15 protein-coding genes are annotated in these 17667 nt (G+C 66.4%); 6 read left to right on the top strand and 9 right to left on the bottom strand.

All coding sequences use genetic code 11. From position 1 onward, the window contains the following. The 5 genes from KA712_01745 to KA712_01725 all read right to left on the bottom strand — a co-directional run bounded on the left by KA712_01745 (position 1) and on the right by KA712_01725 (position 7440). On the bottom strand, positions 1 to 912 hold the full coding sequence (locus KA712_01745) for an ABC transporter ATP-binding protein (protein MCG5051660.1): 912 nt from the start codon (positions 910 to 912) through the stop codon (positions 1 to 3). Between the two features lie 65 nt (positions 913 to 977). After that, positions 978 to 4163, bottom strand: a complete 3186-nt coding sequence (locus KA712_01740) for an efflux RND transporter permease subunit (protein MCG5051659.1) — start codon at positions 4161 to 4163, stop codon at positions 978 to 980. Further along, on the bottom strand, positions 4160 to 5350 hold the full coding sequence (locus KA712_01735; GenBank protein MCG5051658.1) for an efflux RND transporter periplasmic adaptor subunit: 1191 nt from the start codon (positions 5348 to 5350) through the stop codon (positions 4160 to 4162). Before KA712_01735 ends, KA712_01740 begins: the two co-directional genes overlap by 4 nt. After that, on the bottom strand, positions 5347 to 5928 hold the full coding sequence (locus KA712_01730; protein ID MCG5051657.1) for a TetR/AcrR family transcriptional regulator: 582 nt from the start codon (positions 5926 to 5928) through the stop codon (positions 5347 to 5349). The genes KA712_01735 and KA712_01730 overlap by 4 nt, the downstream gene beginning before the upstream one ends. A 9-nt stretch (positions 5929 to 5937) precedes the next feature. Then, on the bottom strand, positions 5938 to 7440 hold the full coding sequence (locus KA712_01725) for a TolC family protein (protein MCG5051656.1): 1503 nt from the start codon (positions 7438 to 7440) through the stop codon (positions 5938 to 5940). A gap of 136 nt (positions 7441 to 7576) precedes the next feature. Here KA712_01725 and KA712_01720 point away from each other — a divergent pair, with 136 nt between their 5' ends. After that, positions 7577 to 9016, top strand: a complete 1440-nt coding sequence (locus tag KA712_01720; GenBank protein MCG5051655.1) for a diguanylate cyclase — start codon at positions 7577 to 7579, stop codon at positions 9014 to 9016. Between the two features lie 94 nt (positions 9017 to 9110). On the opposite strand, the gene groL is transcribed toward KA712_01720, so the two are convergent. The 4 genes from groL to KA712_01700 form a co-directional block, all read right to left on the bottom strand. Beyond that, positions 9111 to 10766, bottom strand: a complete 1656-nt coding sequence (groL, locus tag KA712_01715) for a chaperonin GroEL (protein MCG5051654.1) — start codon at positions 10764 to 10766, stop codon at positions 9111 to 9113. A 17-nt stretch (positions 10767 to 10783) separates the two neighbouring features. After that, positions 10784 to 11074 carry a co-chaperone GroES gene (gene groES, locus KA712_01710; GenBank protein ID MCG5051653.1) on the bottom strand — a complete coding sequence of 97 codons (291 nt, stop codon included), beginning with the start codon at positions 11072 to 11074 and terminating at the stop codon, positions 10784 to 10786. Between the two features lie 52 nt (positions 11075 to 11126). Then, on the bottom strand, positions 11127 to 11453 hold the full coding sequence (locus tag KA712_01705) for a zinc ribbon domain-containing protein (GenBank protein ID MCG5051652.1): 327 nt from the start codon (positions 11451 to 11453) through the stop codon (positions 11127 to 11129). 238 nt (positions 11454 to 11691) lie between these two features. After that, positions 11692 to 12438 carry a hypothetical protein gene (locus KA712_01700; protein MCG5051651.1) on the bottom strand — a complete coding sequence of 249 codons (747 nt, stop codon included), beginning with the start codon at positions 12436 to 12438 and terminating at the stop codon, positions 11692 to 11694. 235 nt (positions 12439 to 12673) lie between these two features. Here KA712_01700 and KA712_01695 point away from each other — a divergent pair, with 235 nt between their 5' ends. Genes KA712_01695 through KA712_01675 form a run of 5 tightly spaced genes read left to right on the top strand, consistent with a single transcriptional unit; the run spans position 12674 to position 17642 of the window. Beyond that, positions 12674 to 13075 (top strand): RidA family protein, encoded by a 402-nt coding sequence (locus KA712_01695; protein MCG5051650.1) that lies wholly within the window; start codon positions 12674 to 12676, stop codon positions 13073 to 13075. Positions 13076 to 13129: 54 nt separating this feature from the next. Beyond that, positions 13130 to 13528, top strand: coding sequence for an STAS domain-containing protein (locus KA712_01690; GenBank protein MCG5051649.1), 399 nt, complete (start codon positions 13130 to 13132; stop codon positions 13526 to 13528). Continuing rightward, entirely contained in the window at positions 13447 to 14469 is a 1023-nt protein-coding gene (locus KA712_01685) for a 2-hydroxyacid dehydrogenase (GenBank protein ID MCG5051648.1), read from the top strand. Before KA712_01690 ends, KA712_01685 begins: the two co-directional genes overlap by 82 nt. A 60-nt stretch (positions 14470 to 14529) precedes the next feature. Further along, the gene (locus KA712_01680; GenBank protein ID MCG5051647.1) at positions 14530 to 15459 is read left to right on the top strand and encodes a ChaN family lipoprotein; all 930 of its coding nucleotides are present in this window, start codon (positions 14530 to 14532) and stop codon (positions 15457 to 15459) included. Next, the gene (locus KA712_01675; GenBank protein ID MCG5051646.1) at positions 15456 to 17642 is read left to right on the top strand and encodes a hypothetical protein; all 2187 of its coding nucleotides are present in this window, start codon (positions 15456 to 15458) and stop codon (positions 17640 to 17642) included. Before KA712_01680 ends, KA712_01675 begins: the two co-directional genes overlap by 4 nt. Positions 17643 to 17667: the final 25 nt, after the last annotated feature.

Below are 17667 nucleotides of genomic sequence, written 5' to 3'. Positions count from 1 at the left end.
TCAATCTCGAAGTTCGTGGCCCGTGAGCGACAGAAACACGCTTTCCAGGTCGCGTGCCCCGGCGTGGAGGGTACGCACCCGGCCGCCTGCCCGCTCGACGGCGGCGACCACGGCCGCGACCGCCCCTGTCTCGATGCGGTACGTACGGTCTCGCCGCCTCACCGCGCCGAAGGGCGACAAAGCGCCTTCGAGCGCGCGCAGCTCTCCTTCGACGGTCAGGTCCACGAAGGCATCCCCGGCGTGCTCCCGCACGAGCCCCTCGGGGGTTCCCTTCGCCACGAGGCGTCCGCCGTCGAGGATCGCGACCTGATCGCACAGGGCCTGCACTTCCTCCATGTAGTGACTCGTGTAAAGCACAGCCAACTGCCGCTCGTCGCGCAAGCGGCGCACCTGGTCGAAGATGTGAGCCCGGCTTTGCGGGTCGACGCCCACCGTCGGTTCGTCGAGAATGACGGCCTTGGGGGCATGAAGCAAAGCAGCCGCGATGTTCAACCTTCGTTTCATCCCGCCTGAAAAGGTGAAGACGCGATCGTGTGCGCGCTCGGCCAGCCCACAGAGCGCCAGGGCTTCCTGAACGCGCGCCGCCCGCAGGCTGCGCGGAACCCCTTGAACGCTGGCGAAAAAAGCCAGGTTCTCCACCGCGCTGAGCTCGTCGTAGAGCGCGAGTTCTTGGGGTACGTACCCCAGCTGCGAGCGGGCGAGCCGCCCGTCCTTGACGACGTCGTGACCGGCGATGATGACCTGGCCATGGGTTGGAGGAAACACGCCCGCAATGACCGAGATGGTTGTGGTTTTACCGGCCCCATTGGGCCCGAGGAGTCCGAGGATCTGCCCCGGCAGGACCTCGAGGTCCACGCCCTTCACCGCGGCGCGCGCGCCGTAGTGTTTGGTCAGGCCTCGCACCTCGATCATGCGGGAACTATAGGCGGAGGCACGGCCGGGCGGTCAAGGTTTATGGCACCCGGGCCGCCCCCCGGTTACTGGACCTGGGCGTGGGGCGCCCCAGCTTCGTCATCCCCCGGGGAAAGCCGCAGCAGCCGACGCCCGCGCCGCCGCAGGTCCTCTGCGATCGAATACATGGTGGGAACCATGACCAGCGTCAGCACGGTGGCGAAGGCCAGGCCAAAAATGACCGCCACCGCCATGGCGGCCCAGAACTGCGTGGACTGAGACCCCGACGTGATCGCGAGCTTGGAAAAGTCGATCGAGATGCCAAGGGCCATGGGCACCAGGCCAAGGACAGTGGTGAGCGCCGTCAGGACCACGGGCCGAAAGCGCGCGGTGCCCGCCTCCATCAGCGCGTCCTTCATCGGCACGCCACGGGCGCGGAGCTGTTCGACGTAGTCGAGGAGCACGATGGCATTGTTCACCACCACGCCCGCCAGCGAGATCACACCGATGCCGGTCATGATGATGCCGAAAGGCGTGCCCGTGATGATGAGTCCCCAAAGAACGCCCGCCAGGGAAAGGACCACCGACATCAAGATGATCATCGGCAGATCGAAGCGGTTGAACTGCGTGACCAGCACGAGCGCGATCAAGAAGACACCGATGACGAAGGCCTTGAGGAGAAACTCCGTGGCGTTCTTCTGCTCATCGTTGGCTCCCCCGAGGCGCACCTCGAACTGGGGTGGCACCTTGGCCTGCGCGATCCAGGCGCCCACGAGGCCCTGCACTTCGTTCTGGTTTGCGCCTTCGACCACGTCGCCCGAGATCGTCACCACGCGCTTCTGATCGATGCGCATGATGGGACCGCTGCCGCCTGCCAGTTCGTGGCGAGCGATCGCCGACAGCGGGACGGCGAAGGTCTCGGGGCTGGTGTCGATACGGCCCGGAATGCGCATCGCGAGCAGCGCCTGAAGGTCGTTCTTGAAGCGAGGGGCGACCTCGACCAGGATGTCGACGTCGTCATCGAGGCCCCGCAGATCGCTTGCCTCCGCGCCAGCGATGGCCGTTCGCAGGCTGCCCGCGACGGCCCGCGTACTGGCCCCCACCCGCCGCGCGGCTTCGCGATCGATGCGCAAGCGCAGCTCGGGGCGGCCGACCCGATAGTTGTCCGTCAACTTGGCCACCCCAGGGATCTCGGAGAGCTGCTTGCGCACAGTCGCGGCGTAGGCACCCACCGCGTGGAAATCGTCGCCGCTCACCTCCACCGAGATGGGCGTGCCCACGGGCGGCCCCATGCGCTCCTTCTCGATCTTGATCTCGGCGCCAGGAATGGCCGCGAGAGCTTGGCGGATGCGCTCGATGGTGGCGGTGGTGCTCTCGATACGCAGCTTGTCCTCACCACGCGCACTGGCCTCGCCGGGCAGAAAGTCCACCGTGATGCGAGCTGCGTTGGGGGTGGACGACGAGCCTGACATGGGATCGTTCGCGTCCCCCGAGACGCCCACCTCTGCGACGTAAACGTCGACGTTTTGCTGCTCCGCGAGAATGGCCTCTACCTGGCGGACGATGGCATCGGTCGCTTCCACATCGGTCCCGTCGGGGGCCGTGACCGAGACCACGGCACGGTTGGGCTCGGCTTCCGGGAAGAACTCGGTGCCGTGGTTGAGGGCACCGTAGGCCATGAACGAGACGACCAGCAGAACGAGGCCCGAAGTCAGCGCCCAATATCTGTGGTTGATCGAGGCTGCCAAGATGTCCCTGTAAAGACTCATCATGCGGCCCGAGCGCGAGCCCGCAGCCTCTGGCCTTGCCGCCTGTTTGACTTTCATCAACTTCGCGGTGAGCACGGGGAGCACGGTCAGGGAGACCACCAACGACGCCACCAGAACGGTAACGACGGTCTTGGGCATGTAACCCATAAACTGGCCCATGAGACCCGTCCAAAAGATGAGCGGCAAGAAGACCGCGACCGTCGTGGCGGTCGAGGCGGCCACGGCGATCGCCACTTCTCGTGTGCCCTCGATGGCGGCCTGCCGCAGGGGTTTTCCCTCCTCGGCGTGGCGATACACGTTCTCCACGATCACGATGGCGTTGTCGACCAGCATGCCCAACACCAGGATGAGAGAGAACAGCACCACCATGTTGAGCGTGATGCCCACCAGGTAAAGCACCAGGATGCCGAGCAGGAACGACAGAGGAATCGAGACCGCCACGAACAGGCTATTGCGCACGCCCATGAAGAACATCAAAACGCCCACGACCAGGATGAGCGCCGTGATGATGCCATTCTCGAGATCGGCAACCATGTCAGCCACCATCTTGCTCTGGTCGCCGAGCACGTGATACGTGACCCCCTGCGGCCATGATTTCGCAGCGTCTGCCGTGAGAGCCTTCACGGCGTTGGCAATCTCTTCGATGTTCGCGCCCGTTCGTTTCGCGACCGCCAAAGACACCGCCGGCTCGCCGTTGAGGCGGGCGTAGGTCTCGCGGTCCTCGAAGTCATCGACGACCTGAGCCACGTCGCGCACGATCACACTTCGCTCTCCCCTGCGCTTGATCGCGATGGCCTCGATCTCGTCGGGGCTCTGGAATTCACCCGGCACGCGCAGCAGGAATCGGGAATCACCCACCGCGATGTTGCCGCCTGGGATGTTCACATTCTCATCCCGGACGGCCATGATGACGTCGTCGAGCGAAAGTCCGTAGTGCTCGAGTCGAACGGGGTCGACCTGGATGCGGATCTGGCGCTTCCTCCCACCCGTGAGATCTGCAGACAGTACGCCCGGCACACGCTCGACGCGATCGGACAGGTCCTCGCCCAGTTCTTTGAGCTGCACCTCGTCCCCGCCCGCCAGCGTGACGATCAGAATCGGAAGGTCGGCGAAGGAGATCTCGTTCACCTCCGTCTCCGAGGCGTCGTCGGGTAGATCCGGGCGGGCCCTGTTCACACGATCGCGGACCCGTTGCAGGGCGTCTTCAATGACGATGCCCGTCTCGAACTCGACGTAAATGAGGCTAAGCCCTTCGGCCGACACAGAGCTCAGCTTCTTGAGCTTTTTGAGGCCTGCGAGCTCGGTTTCGAGCGGCTTCGTGATGAGGGTCTCGATGTCCGAAGGACTGACGCCCACGTAAGGCGTGGTCACCATGACGAACGGAACTTCGACGTCCGGGGCCGCTTCGCGAGGCAAATCGTAGTAGGTGAAGGTGCCGCCGAGGAGCACGCAGAACGCGACCAGCAGCACCGACGCCGAGCGACGGACAAGCCCGGCGATCATCGCACCCCCCCCTGACTGCCCGCAGGTTCGCGGGCCACGGCCTTCGTGACGATCGCATGGCGCACGCGACCGTCCGCGCAACACACCCCTTCGCGAGCCACGATGACAGGATCTCCATCGGCAAGGGACCGGTGCCCCGTGCTGACGACGCGAGCGCCGCGTTCGATGCCCCCCGTGATCTCGACTTGGTCGCCGCGCACGGCCCCGAGCGTGAGCGGGCGCCAGCGGGCGACGTTGTCCTCGCCGACGACAAACACCCCGTTGTCATCCAGCCGCGTGACCAGCATGTCCTGCGGCAGCAGGAGCTTTCCCGCGTCGCCGCCGCGCACGAACTCGACCTGGGCAATCATACCCGGAAGCAGTTGCTGATTGGGATTCGGGAGTTCCGCTTCGACCTTGAACGTGCGGGTGTTGCGTTCGGCCACCGGCTCGATGAGGACGACTTTGCCTTCGATGGGCTCGGCCGAGCCCGTCGTGGAGACCAGGGCCCGCGTGCCTTTGGACAAGGTGCCGATGTCTTGATCGCTCACCGATACGGAGACGCGCACGGGATCCAGCATCACCAGCGTGCCTATCGGCTGCCCAGGGGCCGTCACCTCACCTTTTTCGATCTCGAGGTTGACGAGCACCCCCGCGAAAGGCGCCCGGATCGTGGTGCGAGAGACCTGCGTCAGCGCCATGCGGTGCTGCGCCCGCGCCCGGGCCACACGCGCCGTGGCCCCGTCGATGCGCGCCTGGGCCACGGCTTGGCCCATCTGCTGAATGCGCGCCAGCTCTCGCTCGGATTCGTCGAGTTCGACCTTGGCCAGGTCGAGCTGGGCCGCGTGGGTGGTGGCGTCCACCCGTGCGATGATCTGGTTTTGCTGCACCTTTTGCCCCGATGACACCATGACCTGCTCGACGTAGCCGCCGAGCGCGGCCGCAAGCCGGGCGTCGCGGGCCCCGATGACCTCACCGGGACGAACCAGCCGGTGCGTGGTGGTGCTGCCCTCCAACACCGCCACCTCCACACGCGCAGCCGATGCGGCGGGGGCTTTTTTCGGCGTGGCCCCCGCCGGTGCACCCGAGGGGGGAGGCGGGCCCTTGCTGCAGGCCCCCAACATCAGGCTGCCCGCCAAAGCCCAGGAGGAAAGGATGCGCGGACGCGCGATGAGGGAGACGGATGGCTTGTTCGTCGGTGTGTTCATGTGGCAATCCCGTCGAGGACCAGGTCGATGGTGCGGTGGATACGCGCCCGGTCCCACTGGCCGGAGGCGATCGATTGTTCGAGTTGAAAGTGAATCGCGCCCGCGATGAGCATGGCGCCGTCGAGCGCGTGTAAGCTGGCGCGCAGCTCGCCGCTGCCGATGCCTCGCGCCACGAGCCCGGCCAGCATGTGCAAATGAGCCTCGCGCGCGGCGCACGCCTCGAGCACGGGCGCCGTGTCTTCAGACGAAAGCTCCATCCGTTGCATGAGCCGCATCACGAGAGGCGCACGCATGCAGTAATCAATCATGCCCTCGACGCCGGCGTGAAGGCACGCCCGCACGCTGCCCTCCCCTTTGACGGTGCTCTCCATGAGGGAGGTGATCCGGCCTGCGTGCGTCTCCACCACGTCTCGAAAAAGGGCTTCTTTACTCGAGAAGTGATAGTAGAGCCCCGGTTTGGTGCATTGGCAGGCCTCGGCCACGTCGCTCATGTGCGTGCCGGCGAAGCCACGGATCGCGAACAGGCGCGTTGCCTCTTCGCGAATCCGTTCACGCAGCTCGTTCGGGATCATCGCCATGCGGGCCGATCACTCCTGACGCGCGTCGAGCGCGGCGGCACGTCGGAGGCGCGCCAGAGCAATGCGCTTGTCGATGGCGGCATTGACCAGCCGCAAGGCGGCGTTCTGTCTTTGCACCTCGGCCTCGGTGACGTCGGTGCTCGTGGCCTCGCCACCGCGAAACAGAGCCGTTCGCTGCTCGTACATGGCCAGGGTTGCCGCGATCTCGCTGGCGGCAAGCTCCGTGGAGGCCTCGGCGCGTTGCCATTCTTCCCAGGCAGACCGCACTTCCATCTCGATGGCCCGTGCCATGGCTTCATGCTGCGCCAGCAGCGTCTTCGTGGTGGCGTCGAGCTCGCGCCGCTGGGCGCGGGCGTTGAGGAACAGGTCGAGCTGCCAGCTCACGTTGACGCCCACGTACCAGCTGGTGTTCCATACGGGACTTGGCGGAAAGAAGGCCTGGTTCGGGTTGGCGTGGGTCACGTTGGCCACGCCGTCCACCCGCGGAAACAAGCCTGAGAGCGCGCCGGTCTCGGCGTGGTGGGCCGCGGCGGCCGACGTGCGGAGCGCCCGCATCTCGAGGCGCTCCTCCTGGGCTTTTTTGATGAGATCCTCGAGACGCCCCAGCGTGTGGACGGCAGGCGTGGGCAAGGAGAGATCTTCCCCCGGCACAAGCGCACCCTTCCACTGGGTGGTGACGAGCAGGTTTTGACCCGCCAGACGCAAGAAGCTTTCGGCCTGGGCCAGCGCCACCCGTGACGTGGTGACCAAATTCTCGATGCCAAGCGCATCCGCCTTCGTGATCGTGCCCGCCGCAAGACCAAGCCGTGCGTCGGCCTGCCGGGCTTGGGCGCTGGCCACGGAACGTTGCGCGAGCGCCACCTGGGCCCGGGCCCGCGCCCAGTCGTAGTAGGCGATGCGGGCATTGACGGCCACGTTGTCGGCCTCGGCCGCGCGGCGCAGACGGGCAGCCGTTTCGTCGGCCCTCGCGGCGCGTACGGCGGGGTTCAAGGCGAGCACGTAGTCGGAGAACGGTACGCTCAGATCCAGCTGCAAGCTGTAGTTGTCGACCGGGATGGCGAGCGGCGGCGGCACGAGCGCGTTCACGGGAACGCCGCTCGAGTCGACCACGCAGCTGCCCGGGGTGCCCGGAGGGCAGGCGCCCACGCCGAGGGTACCTTGATTGGCCGCCCCCACGGAGGCCGCGCCGCCCGAAAAATCGAAAGTCAGAGGGTTCTTGCGCAGATAGGACGCCCGGGCGCCGAGCCGTGGCACGTAGCGAGACAGGGTCTGCCGGTTGCGCGCCACCGTGGCTTCCACGTCGGCGTCGGCGGCACCCAGCGACGGGGCCGCTTGCTGCGCGCTGGCCACGGCCTGCTCCACACTGAAGCCACCCGCCTCGGGGGCGACGGCCTGCCAGACGTACCGGGCCGCCGCAGCGGGCTCCACCGGTTCAGGGGTGGATTGCGCCCACGAGGGGGCCTCTCCGGCAACGAGAAAGCAGAGCGTCATGAGAAAGGTCGGGCGGCTCATCCGATTTTACCTACCGTTCGGTAAGTAATCACGCCGGCAGCACGGCGTCAACAGAGAAGGGCACGCGGGCCGGGGGTCAGGGTTCGGACGACATCCCGGCTTCATGCGGCAGCCGGGTCAGCCGATGGCCCTAAACGTGAAGCCCTTACCGAGCATCATCCTGATCGACCCGGTCGAAGAGAGTCGGGACGTGCTGGCCGAGCGGCTGAAGATGCAAGGCTTTGCCGTGACCGCCTTCCCCAACCCGGCCGAAGGCGCTCACGCTGCGCTCTCGAGCCCCCCGGCCGCCGTGATCGCCGATCTGTGGATGCCCAGCATTTCCGGGGTCCAGCTGTGCCGGCTGCTCAAGGCGGAGCCTGCCACCGAGCACGTCCCCGTGGTGCTCCGCGGGCCCGAGGCGCATCGCAACCGCTTCTGGGCCGAGCGCGCGGGCGCCAGCGCCTACGTGGTCAAGGGGCGCATGGGGGACTTGGTGCGCGCTCTGGCGCGCTCGATCACGTCCTCGGCGGCGGAAGATGGTTTCTTTTGTCAGCTGGCGACCGAGACCATGGACATCCGAGACCGGATCGCGTCGCACCTCGACACAGCCCTCTTCGAATCGGTTATCGCTTCCGATATCCGCGCCCTGTCCCTCTGCGGTGCGTTCGACCGCCTCTTCGATCTGTTTACACAGTTCATGTGCCAGATCGTCAACTACAGGTGGCTCGTGCTGTCGACCGAGAAGCCTTTTCGCTTCGGTCTCCATACCCACCCGGCCGGCCGAGAGAGCGCCGAGCCCGAGGCCCGTGCGGCACTCGGCATCCCCGCGGAGGCCCCGTGCATTCTGATCGAGGACGAGGACGCGCTCAACGATCCCGTGGGCGTGGCCCCAGAGGTCGTCCCGGTGCGCTTCGTGGATACTGTGCTGGGACGCCTGGCGCTGGCGCCACTGGTCCCGCTCGATGCCAAGGACACGCAGCTCATCAGCGTCATCGCCCGGGAGATCGCCGGTCCCGTGCGCATGGCGACGCTGGTCGAGGAGGCTCAGCGCCTGGCCACGGTGGATCCGCTCACCGGCCTGATGAACCGTCGTGCGTTTTTGTCGTCGCTGGATCTGGAGTTCGAGCGCTCGATGCGGCTCGGCTATCCGGTGAGCCTCATCATGCTCGACGTCGACCACTTCAAGCACATCAACGACCAGCGGGGGCATGCGAGCGGCGACAACGTGCTGGCAGCCATGGGCAAACTGCTCGCTCACAACGCCCGGCGCGTGGATCTCGTGGCGCGGTGGGGAGGAGAAGAGTTCATCGTGCTGCTCGCCGCGACGGAGGGCGAGAACGCACGCGCGGCAGCCGAGCGACTGCGCGGCGAGGTTGCCGCCATGGTGGTGGGCGACGCCGAAGGAGAGCCGGTGGCCGTGACCGCGTCGTTGGGACTGGCCGTCCGCGGCGCCAGCGAGAGCGCGCAGGATCTCATCGACCGCGCGGATCGCGCCATGTACGCGGCGAAGTCTCAAGGGCGCAACAGGGTGGTGGTTGCGATGGCCCTGCAGGCGGAACGTCTCCCCGCCCGGCCCGTGCAGGCCACGGGCACCTGAGACCCCGTCCGCAGCCGCACAAAAAAAACGGGGACCCGGATTCCCGGATCCCCGCTTCATCGGTCGTGGGCTACGCCAAGACGCGAGACTTCGTTTAGAAGTCTTCGCCGCCCATGCCGCCCATGCCACCCATGCCGCCGCCGCCACCGCCGCCGGCGGGGGGAGCCTTGTCCTTCTTGGGCTTCTCGGCGATGAGGGCCTCGGTGGTGAGCATCAGGCCCGACACCGACGAGGCGTTCTGGAGTGCACAGCGCACGACCTTGGCCGGATCGATGACGCCCGCCTTGACGAGGTCTTCGTACTCCTCGGTGGCAGCGTTGAAGCCGAACGAACCCTTTTGGTTCCGCACCTTATCGACCACGATCGAGCCGTCTTGGCCAGCGTTCTGAGCGATCTGACGCAACGGCTCTTCGAGCGCGCGACGAATGATCTTCACGCCGTACTGACGGTCGTCCGTGAAGGTGAGATCGTCGAGCGCCGACGAAGCCCGAACCAGGGCCACGCCACCGCCAGGAACGATGCCTTCTTCCACCGCAGCGCGGGTGGCGTGAAGGGCGTCTTCCACGCGCGCCTTCTTCTCCTTCATCTCGGCCTCGGTGGCAGCGCCCACCTTGATCACGGCCACGCCGCCCACGAGCTTCGCAAGACGCTCTTGGAGCTTCTCGCGGTCGTAGTCGCTGGTGGTCTCTTCGATCTGGGTGCGGATCTGCTTGACGCGGCCTTCGATGTCGGCCTTCTTGCCGGCGCCTTCCACGACCGTGGTGTTGTCCTTGTCGATCGTGACGCGCTTGGCGCGGCCGAGATCCTTCAGGCTCACGTTCTCGAGCTTGAGGCCGAGATCCTCGGTGATGGCCTGGGCGCCCGTGAGGACCGCGATGTCCTTGAGCATCTCCTTGCGGCGATCGCCAAAGCCCGGGGCCTTGACGGCCGACACCTGCAGAGTGCCGCGCAGCTTGTTGACCACCAGCGTGGCCAGCGCCTCACCATCGACCTCTTCGGCGATGATGAGCAGCGGGCGCCCGCTCTTGGCGGTTTGCTCGAGTACGGGGAGGAGATCCTTCATGTTCGAGATCTTCTTCTCGTGCACGAGGATGTAGACGTCGTCGAGCACGCACTCCATGCGCTCGGCATCCGTCACGAAGTAAGGCGAGAGGTAGCCGCGATCGAACTGCATACCCTCGACCACGTCGAGCGTGGTCTCCATCGACTTGGCCTCTTCGACCGTGATCACGCCTTCCTTGCCCACCTTCTCCATGGCCTCCGCCAGGAGGTCACCGATGAGGGTCTCGCCGTTGGCGCTGATGGTGCCGACCTGAGCTATCTCGGTCTTGCCCTTGGTGGGCTTCGACTGCTTCTTCAGGTTTTCGACCACGGCGCCCACGGCGGCGTCGATGCCGCGCTTGAGGTCCATGGGGTTGTGGCCTGCGGCCACGAGGCGTGCGCCTTCGTTGTAGATGGCCTGAGCCAGCACGGTGGCGGTGGTGGTGCCGTCGCCAGCGATGTCGGAGGTCTTGGAGGCAACCTCCTTCACCATCTGGGCGCCCATGTTCGCCAGCTTGTCCTCGAGCTCGATCTCCTTGGCGACGGTCACGCCGTCCTTGGTGACCGTGGGGCTGCCCCACGACTTCTCGATGACGACGTTACGGCCACGCGGCCCGAGGGTCACCTTGACGGTGTTGGCAAGGAGATTGAGCCCGTGCGCGATCTGATTGCGCGCGACTTGCGAAAAAACGATGTCTTTAGCTGCCATGTTCTGTCTCCGGTTGATTACTTTTCGAGAACGGCCAGCACATCGTCCTCTTTGAGGATCAGGTGCTCTTCGCCATCAATCTTGATCTCGTTGCCCGAGTACTTCGAGAACAACACCTTGTCGCCTGCCTTCACTTCCAGCTTGCGAAGGGAGCCGTCCTCTTGGATCTTGCCGTTGCCCACGGCCACCACGAGAGCCTCCTGCGGCTTCTCCTTTGCGGTGTCGGGGATGTAGAGACCGCCGGCGGTCTTGGTTTCTTCTTCGATGCGCTTGACCAGGATCCGGTCGTAGAGGGGACGTACCTTCATTTGTGTTCTCCTTGTTGACGTTTTGCTTCGAATCACGAAAGCCGCTCGGCCCTTATTTGGCGGCGGCCTTCTTGGACTTGGACTCCGCCTTGGCGGCGGGCTTGGAGTCAGCCTTGGCGTCGGACTTCGTTTCCGACTTCGCTTCGGTTTTTCCCTCGGACGACGACGAGGCACTGTCGGCCTTTTTGTCGCCCTTCGATGAACTGTAGAGGTCCGAGTACCACCCACCTCCTTTGAGGTGGAACGCACTCAAGCTGATGAGCCTCTCGACCTTCTTTTTGTTGCACTTCGGACAGGTCTTGATCGGCTCGTCCGCCATCTTCTGCCACTCTTCGAATTCGTGACCACACGCGTTACAGCGATACTCGTAGACGGGCATGCAACTCTCCCAGGTTCAGGTGCGGCTTAGGTATAAGCACGCCTGATTCGCTGTCAAGCGGACACCGAGAGTGCTAATCGATCTATTAAAAGATAAATTATTTCATGATGTTATGTAGACTCTCTCGCCTGTCACCCGCGCATCGCCCCTGCCAACGGCCAGCGCGGGCCCCCCCGCAGGGCCCCTCAGCGCAGGTCACGCTCCCGCGCAGCACGGCGGCGCCCTGGGATCCCCCCCCTCATTCGAAGACCTGGACGGGGATGCTGCACCCCGGGGGCACCTGAGGGGCCAGGACGCCAAAGGCCTGCAAGCTGGGGTCACTGACGAGGCGACTCAAGGGACGCAGGGCAAAGAGGCTCAGCATGCGCGCATGCACGCGCTTCTGGTCGTCGCAGGACATTTTTTGAGCCCCGTAAAGCGTGTACGCGAAAGAACGGGCTCCGTCTTCGGATTGAAACTCGGCGATGCCGCCGGTCTTGAGGGCTGGGCTGTCGTAGACCTCGACGTACTCGTCCACGAAGTAATCGGTCAGATACGTTCGGGCAAACATCAGGTGGAGCGGCTCTCCGAAGGGGCCAATGCCGTTGCCTGAAGGCGCACCCTTCAGTAGGGAGGGCGAATTCAAGAGCGCGTTGGGGATAGGAGCGCCCCCATCCCAGGGAATGAAATACTTCGTGGATCGAACCATACCGTAGCCCGATTCCTCGATGCTGATCCGCTCCCAGGTCGCCCGGTCCGCGACCGTCTCCACACAGACCTCGTCGATCGCAGGGTGGGCAAACGGCCCCATCTGCCAGAGAGGCAAAAGGGCCTCACAGTTCGGACCCACCGGTGCGCCTCCCCCGCCTGACTGCCCTCCCGCTTGTGCCGGCGCCCCTGCCGCTCCGCCCGCCGCCTGGGCCGGCGCCCCTGCCGCTCCGCCCCCTGGCGCGCCGCCGCTCGCTTCAGGCGCACCCGAGGATCCACAGGCGGAAAGGAGCAACACGATCAGGCGAAGCGGGCAGGAGCGCAGCGTCGGCGCGTCCGGCGCGGTTTCGCGCGCTCGGGCGGCCTCGCAGCGGGATTTCGACGCGCTAAAACACAGGATCATTGTAGGTGGGTGGTCGACGCCCCCCGGTCCTTACAACAAAGGGGGCGCGCGCACCGGCCTGGGCCGCGGTGTCGAGCTGCGCGGGGCTCCCCCTGTCGACGCGGCGCCCGAGATCCGATAAACCAGGCGCATGTCCGTGGTCATTCAGCCCAAGGGCTGGCCTCGCCCGAAGGGTTACGCGCATGGTGTCCTTGCTTCGGGACGCCTCTTGGCCGTTGCCGGTCAGATCGGGGGCAAGCCACCGAAAATGGAGGTCCCCCGGGGGTTCGCGGCCCAGTTCGAACAAGCGCTCACCAACTTTCTCGCCGTGGTGCACGCGGCGGGCGGCCGACCCGAGGACGTCATCTCCCTGACTCTTTACGTGACGGATCAACGGCAGTACCACGCCGCCCGGGATGCGGTGGGCGCGGCGTGGCAAGCGCGCTTTGGCACCCACTACCCCGCCATGGCTTTGCTCGAGGTCAAGGGTCTCATCGATGCGGAAGCGGTGGTAGAGATCCAAGGGCTCGCCGTCATTCCTGACGCGTCCTGACCGGCCCGGGGGGCGCCAGATACCTGGCACGAGAGCTGCAACTGCTTCGGCGTCATGGGAATCAAGCTCGCAACCAGGGACGCAGGCACGATGGTGGTCTCGCTCGAGGGCGTCTTCGACGCCACGAACGTGGGCGAAGCGATACCTTTTTTGGACCGCACCTTTCTGCTCGAGGGCTGGGCTGTCGTCTTCGACCTGCACGACTTGCGGCACGTCGACAGCCAGGGTCTCAAGGCGCTGCTTCGGCTGAACGAGCGCTTCAAGGACGCCGTCTCGTGTGCGGTGGTGATGCCAGGGGGCCAGCCGCGGATGTTGCTCGACCGCTTGGGGCTGACAGAGCGTTTGCAGGGGCCAGGCGCTATACCCAGGACATGCGAATCGCCGTATTCAGCAGCAAGCCCTACGATCGCCACGCGCTCGAAGAGGCCAACCGGCGACACGGCCACGGGCTGACGTTCTTCGAGTCGCGTCTCACGCTGGCCACCGCATCTCTCGCGCAGGGCTTCGAGGCCGTGTGCCCCTTCGTGAACGATGATCTCTCGGCGCCGGTGCTGAGCCAGCTCGCCGCAGGCGGCGTGCGACTTCTTTCCTTGCGCTCGGCGGGGTTCAACCACGTGGATCTCAAGGCGGCGGCCTCTTTGGGGCTGGTGGTGGCGCGTGTGCCCGCGTATTCGCCTTATGCCGTCGCCGAGCACGCGATGGGCCTCGTGCTCACGCTCAACCGGAAGTTCCACCGGGCCTACGCGCGGGTACGCGAGGGCAACTTCGCCCTCGAGGGTTTGTTGGGCTCGGACCTTCACGGCAAAACCGTGGGCGTCATCGGCACGGGCAAGATTGGGCTCGTGTTCTGCCGCATCGTGGCCGGTTTCGGATGCAAAATCCTGGCTTCGGACCCGCAGCCCTGCGCCGAGCTACCTGCCCTCGGTGGCCGCTACGTCCCGCTCGAAGAGTTGTTGGCCACGGCGGACATCGTGGCGCTTCATCTGCCGCTCACACCCAGCACCCACCACCTGATCGATGCGGCGGCCATCGCGCGCATGAAACCCGGTGTGACGTTGGTGAACACCAGCCGCGGCGCGCTGGTCGACACCCGTGCGGTGATCGAAGGCCTCAAGAGCGGGCGCATCGGCGCGCTGGGCCTCGACGTCTACGAGGAAGAGGCCGATCTCTTCTTCGAGAACCTTTCCGATACGGTCATCCAGGACGATGTGTTCGCACGGTTGCTGACGTTCCCCAACGTGGTGATCACGGGACATCAAGCCTTTTTCACGCAAGAGGCCTTGTCGGCGATCGCCGAGACGACGCTGGACAACGCCACCGCGTTCGCGACGGGCCACGGCACGCTTCATGAGGTGGTGTTCGAGGAGTTACAGGCGGTGGCGCCGCCCAGGTGAATTACGCAAGGCTGACCGACGCCCCGTGACTCGGGAGGCCGAAGACTCTATGCTCCCGAGATGAATCGGGTCTGGCTGTGGCCGCTCGTCGTGGTTTGGGTGGGCTGTGCGCACGAGCCCCGCTGGCCGAAGGCACCGCGGGCCGCTGCCCCCGAAGCCCCGCCACCGACCGAAGCCACCCACCGCCCATACCAGCTCATCGATGCGCCCACGGGTGAGGCGCTGGACGATGAAGCGTTCGCGCAGCGGCTGCGCGACGCGCGCCTGATTTTCGTGGGTGAGCAACACGACGACCCGGCTCACCATGGGTTTCAACACGACGTGCTGGCACGAGTACACCGGGAAGATCCCTCCGTGGGGGTGGCCTTCGAGATGCTGCCCTATACGCTGCAAGAGCCGCTCACCGCCTTTGCCGCGGGAAGGCTGGACGAAGCCGCCTTCACCCAGGCCGTGGACTGGGAAAAGACGTGGGGGTTCCCGTTCGGCTTTTACCGCCCGCTGTTGGCGTTCGCCCGGACCCACGGGCTACCGGCCTACGCGCTCAACGCCCCCCGCACGCTCAGCCGGAAGATTTACCGGGGTGGCCTCGCAAGCCTCTCGCCCGAAGAGGCAAAGGACCTGCCCGACATGGAGCCCGGCCCGGGCGCACACCGCGAGTTCGCGCGCGAAGCCTACGGCGGGCACGGGCACCGGCGTTTCAGTGATCCCGCCTTCGAGCGCTTCTACGAAGCCCAACTTACCTGGGACGAAACCATGGCAGCCAAGCTCGCGGCACACTTGCAAGGCGAGGGCGCACCGACCCGCATCGTGGTGGTCGCGGGCGAGGGTCACACACGGCCCTTCGCCATTCCCGATCGCGCGCTTCGACGCGGCGGCGGCCCCGTGCTCCTGCTGCTCGCGATCGAGCGCGCCGACCTCGACGACGCCCGCGCGGCGCAGGTGGCCGACGTGCTCGCCGTCTTCGAGGACACCCCACCCCCGACGCCATGAGCGCTCATCCAGAGCTCGGGAGGCGCCCGCGCCGGACGCTGCGTTTTTGGGCCGGAGCCAACGCCCTCTATGGCCTGACGTTGGCTGGAGTGGTCCTTCGCTTCGTGCCCTGGAAGTGGCCTGCCGCCAGCCTGGTGCTGCTCACGTTCTTTGCGCTGCATGTCGCCACGGCCCCCGGACTTTGGCGCGCCCAGCGCTGGGCCTACCGGTTGGCCGTGGGGGCGGCGTTCGTGGGCTTGGGTCTGGCGGTCGTGGCCGTGACCGGCCTCGTGTCGTCATGGGCCTTCTTGAAGGGCGTCTACGGCAGCTTCGGAGAGGGCGCGTCGCTCGTGAGCCTGCTCTTGGCCGCCACCGTGGCCCAGGTCCTGGGGCTTTACCCTGCCCTGCTGTTGCGGGCGCTCTTGCAAGCCGACCTGCGCACTCACTTCGGCGGTGCGCGGGCCGCCGGCGTGCTGCTCGGGATGCTTCTGGCGTTACCACCCGTGCTGGCATTCGATACGTGGGGGCGTTACCGCATGCCGGAAGCGCCGGGTTGGTCAATGCAAACGGCGGAGGCCGCGCTCGCGTTCGTCAGGGCTCACCTCGAGGGCCGGGCCCCCGGGGGCGGTTCCGGCGTGACTGCGGAGCAGACCGACGAGCTCTTCGTGAGTCTCTTCGTGGCAGGCCGGGTCGTTGCGCGGGCGCACGGCCGAGGCACGACCGAAGAAGCGCTCGCGCAGATCGTGCAATCGTTGGGCGCCGACCCGCGCGCCCTCGCAGGCGCGCGGCTCAAGCTCGACCGCGTGCGCGGGCACGCCCCCCTGCTCACATGGCCCGCTTTTGCCCAGGCCTTGGCCTTCGACCCAGGGCGCGACGGCGTGCGGGCGCGCCAGGGGCACACCCTGCTCCCTGATGACGTGATCGCCGCCGACGTGGCCGGGGCCGCCCCGCTCTTGCCGTTTTTGCGTGAGGTGCGCCTGGGCGTCTCCCCCGCGTGGCTGCGGGCCAGGCTCGCCGTCGCAGAGGACGCACCGCTCGAGCGGGTGGCCGTGGAGAGCTTCATCGAGTGTCCGGGGGCGCCCGGCATCGCGACGTGCCGGGTGGAGCGCGGCGTGGTGCAGCTGCCTGCGCAAACCTCCGCACAGGCGGCGCTGCGGGCGGGGCACTATTTGCTCACGCACCAGAAGCCTGACGGTGCCTTCGTCTACATTTACGAGCCCTGGTCCGATCGTGAGCGCCCGGCGGGCTACAACTTGGCCCGTCACGCCGGCACCGCGTACACACTGGCCATTCTGCACGGCGCGTTCCCAGACCAGGGCTTCGACAGAGCCAGTGCGCGCGCGCTCGGCTGGCTGGCGGCGCGGCTGCGCCCCGTCTGCGGCGGCCGCACCTGCTTGCCCGAAGGTGGCCTCGCCAAGACGGGGAACAACGCGCTGGCCTTGCTCGCGTTCGTGACCCACCAAGCTCACACGCAGGACACCCAGTGGCAGCACGTCGCGCAGCAGCTCGCGCAGATGCTCGGCAGCTTGATGCGTGAAAACGGCGATTTGGCCCCGGGCTTCGACCTCGCCACGAACGCCCCGAACGTCACGCTGCCCCCGCAGATGTTCGCCACGGAAGAAGCGGCGTTCGCCCTGGTGGAAGCGGCCCGCGTGCTCAGCGCCCCCGCGCACCTGGCGGAAGCCGAACGGATCCTCGGCTTCTTGACGGGCCCGAAATACGCGCACTTCCTCGGCCGCTTCACCTATGGCGTCGACAGCTGGACGTGCATGGCCGTGGCGGCGTTGCCTCCGCCCCGCGCGCACGACGCGTGGGTCGACTTCTGCCTGGGTTACGCCGATTTCCTGGGGCGTCTGCAGCTGCAGCCCGATGAAGACAAACCCGCGTTCACAGGGCATTACGGGTTCTCGCATGTGCTCGTTCCGCAGGCACCCGCCGCCGCGGGCTTTGCCGAAGCGCTCACCGCCACGCTGGCGGTGGCGCGCCAACGGAATCGAGCGCCTGTTGCCCTCGAGACGCAGGTAAAACGAGCCCTGGCCGCGTTGGCGCGCGATCAGCTGCGACCCGGCAACGACTACCTTGCGGCGGTGCCCGCAGCCAGCTGGGGTGCCGTACGAAGATCCGTGGTGGAATCGGAGGTGCGTGTGGATTTCGTTCAACACGCGGCTGCGGCGCTCGTGCGCGGTGCCGCGCTGGGTCTGTGAACGCGCGCAGCCTTGGCCCTGGCGC

This window comes from Myxococcales bacterium (assembly GCA_022184915.1).
Lineage (GTDB): Bacteria > Myxococcota_A > Polyangia > Fen-1088 > Fen-1088 > JAGTJU01.
This window is presented reverse-complemented; position numbering and strand designations above follow the sequence as displayed.

Excerpts from the sequence above, each read along its gene's own strand:
- KA712_01745 (MCG5051660.1), bottom strand. The coding sequence starts at position 912 with ATGATCGAGGTGCGAGGCCTGACCAAACACTACGGCGCGCGCGCCGCG.
- KA712_01740 (MCG5051659.1), bottom strand. The coding sequence starts at position 4,163 with ATGATCGCCGGGCTTGTCCGTCGCTCGGCGTCGGTGCTGCTGGTCGCG.
- KA712_01735 (MCG5051658.1), bottom strand. The coding sequence starts at position 5,350 with ATGAACACACCGACGAACAAGCCATCCGTCTCCCTCATCGCGCGTCCG.
- KA712_01730 (MCG5051657.1), bottom strand. The coding sequence starts at position 5,928 with ATGGCGATGATCCCGAACGAGCTGCGTGAACGGATTCGCGAAGAGGCA.
- KA712_01725 (MCG5051656.1), bottom strand. The coding sequence starts at position 7,440 with ATGAGCCGCCCGACCTTTCTCATGACGCTCTGCTTTCTCGTTGCCGGA.
- groL (MCG5051654.1), bottom strand. The coding sequence starts at position 10,766 with ATGGCAGCTAAAGACATCGTTTTTTCGCAAGTCGCGCGCAATCAGATC.
- groES (MCG5051653.1), bottom strand. The coding sequence starts at position 11,074 with ATGAAGGTACGTCCCCTCTACGACCGGATCCTGGTCAAGCGCATCGAA.
- KA712_01705 (MCG5051652.1), bottom strand. The coding sequence starts at position 11,453 with ATGCCCGTCTACGAGTATCGCTGTAACGCGTGTGGTCACGAATTCGAA.
- KA712_01695 (MCG5051650.1), top strand. The coding sequence starts at position 12,674 with ATGTCCGTGGTCATTCAGCCCAAGGGCTGGCCTCGCCCGAAGGGTTAC.
- KA712_01690 (MCG5051649.1), top strand. The coding sequence starts at position 13,130 with ATGGGAATCAAGCTCGCAACCAGGGACGCAGGCACGATGGTGGTCTCG.
- KA712_01685 (MCG5051648.1), top strand. The coding sequence starts at position 13,447 with ATGCGAATCGCCGTATTCAGCAGCAAGCCCTACGATCGCCACGCGCTC.
- KA712_01680 (MCG5051647.1), top strand. The coding sequence starts at position 14,530 with ATGAATCGGGTCTGGCTGTGGCCGCTCGTCGTGGTTTGGGTGGGCTGT.
- KA712_01675 (MCG5051646.1), top strand. The coding sequence starts at position 15,456 with ATGAGCGCTCATCCAGAGCTCGGGAGGCGCCCGCGCCGGACGCTGCGT.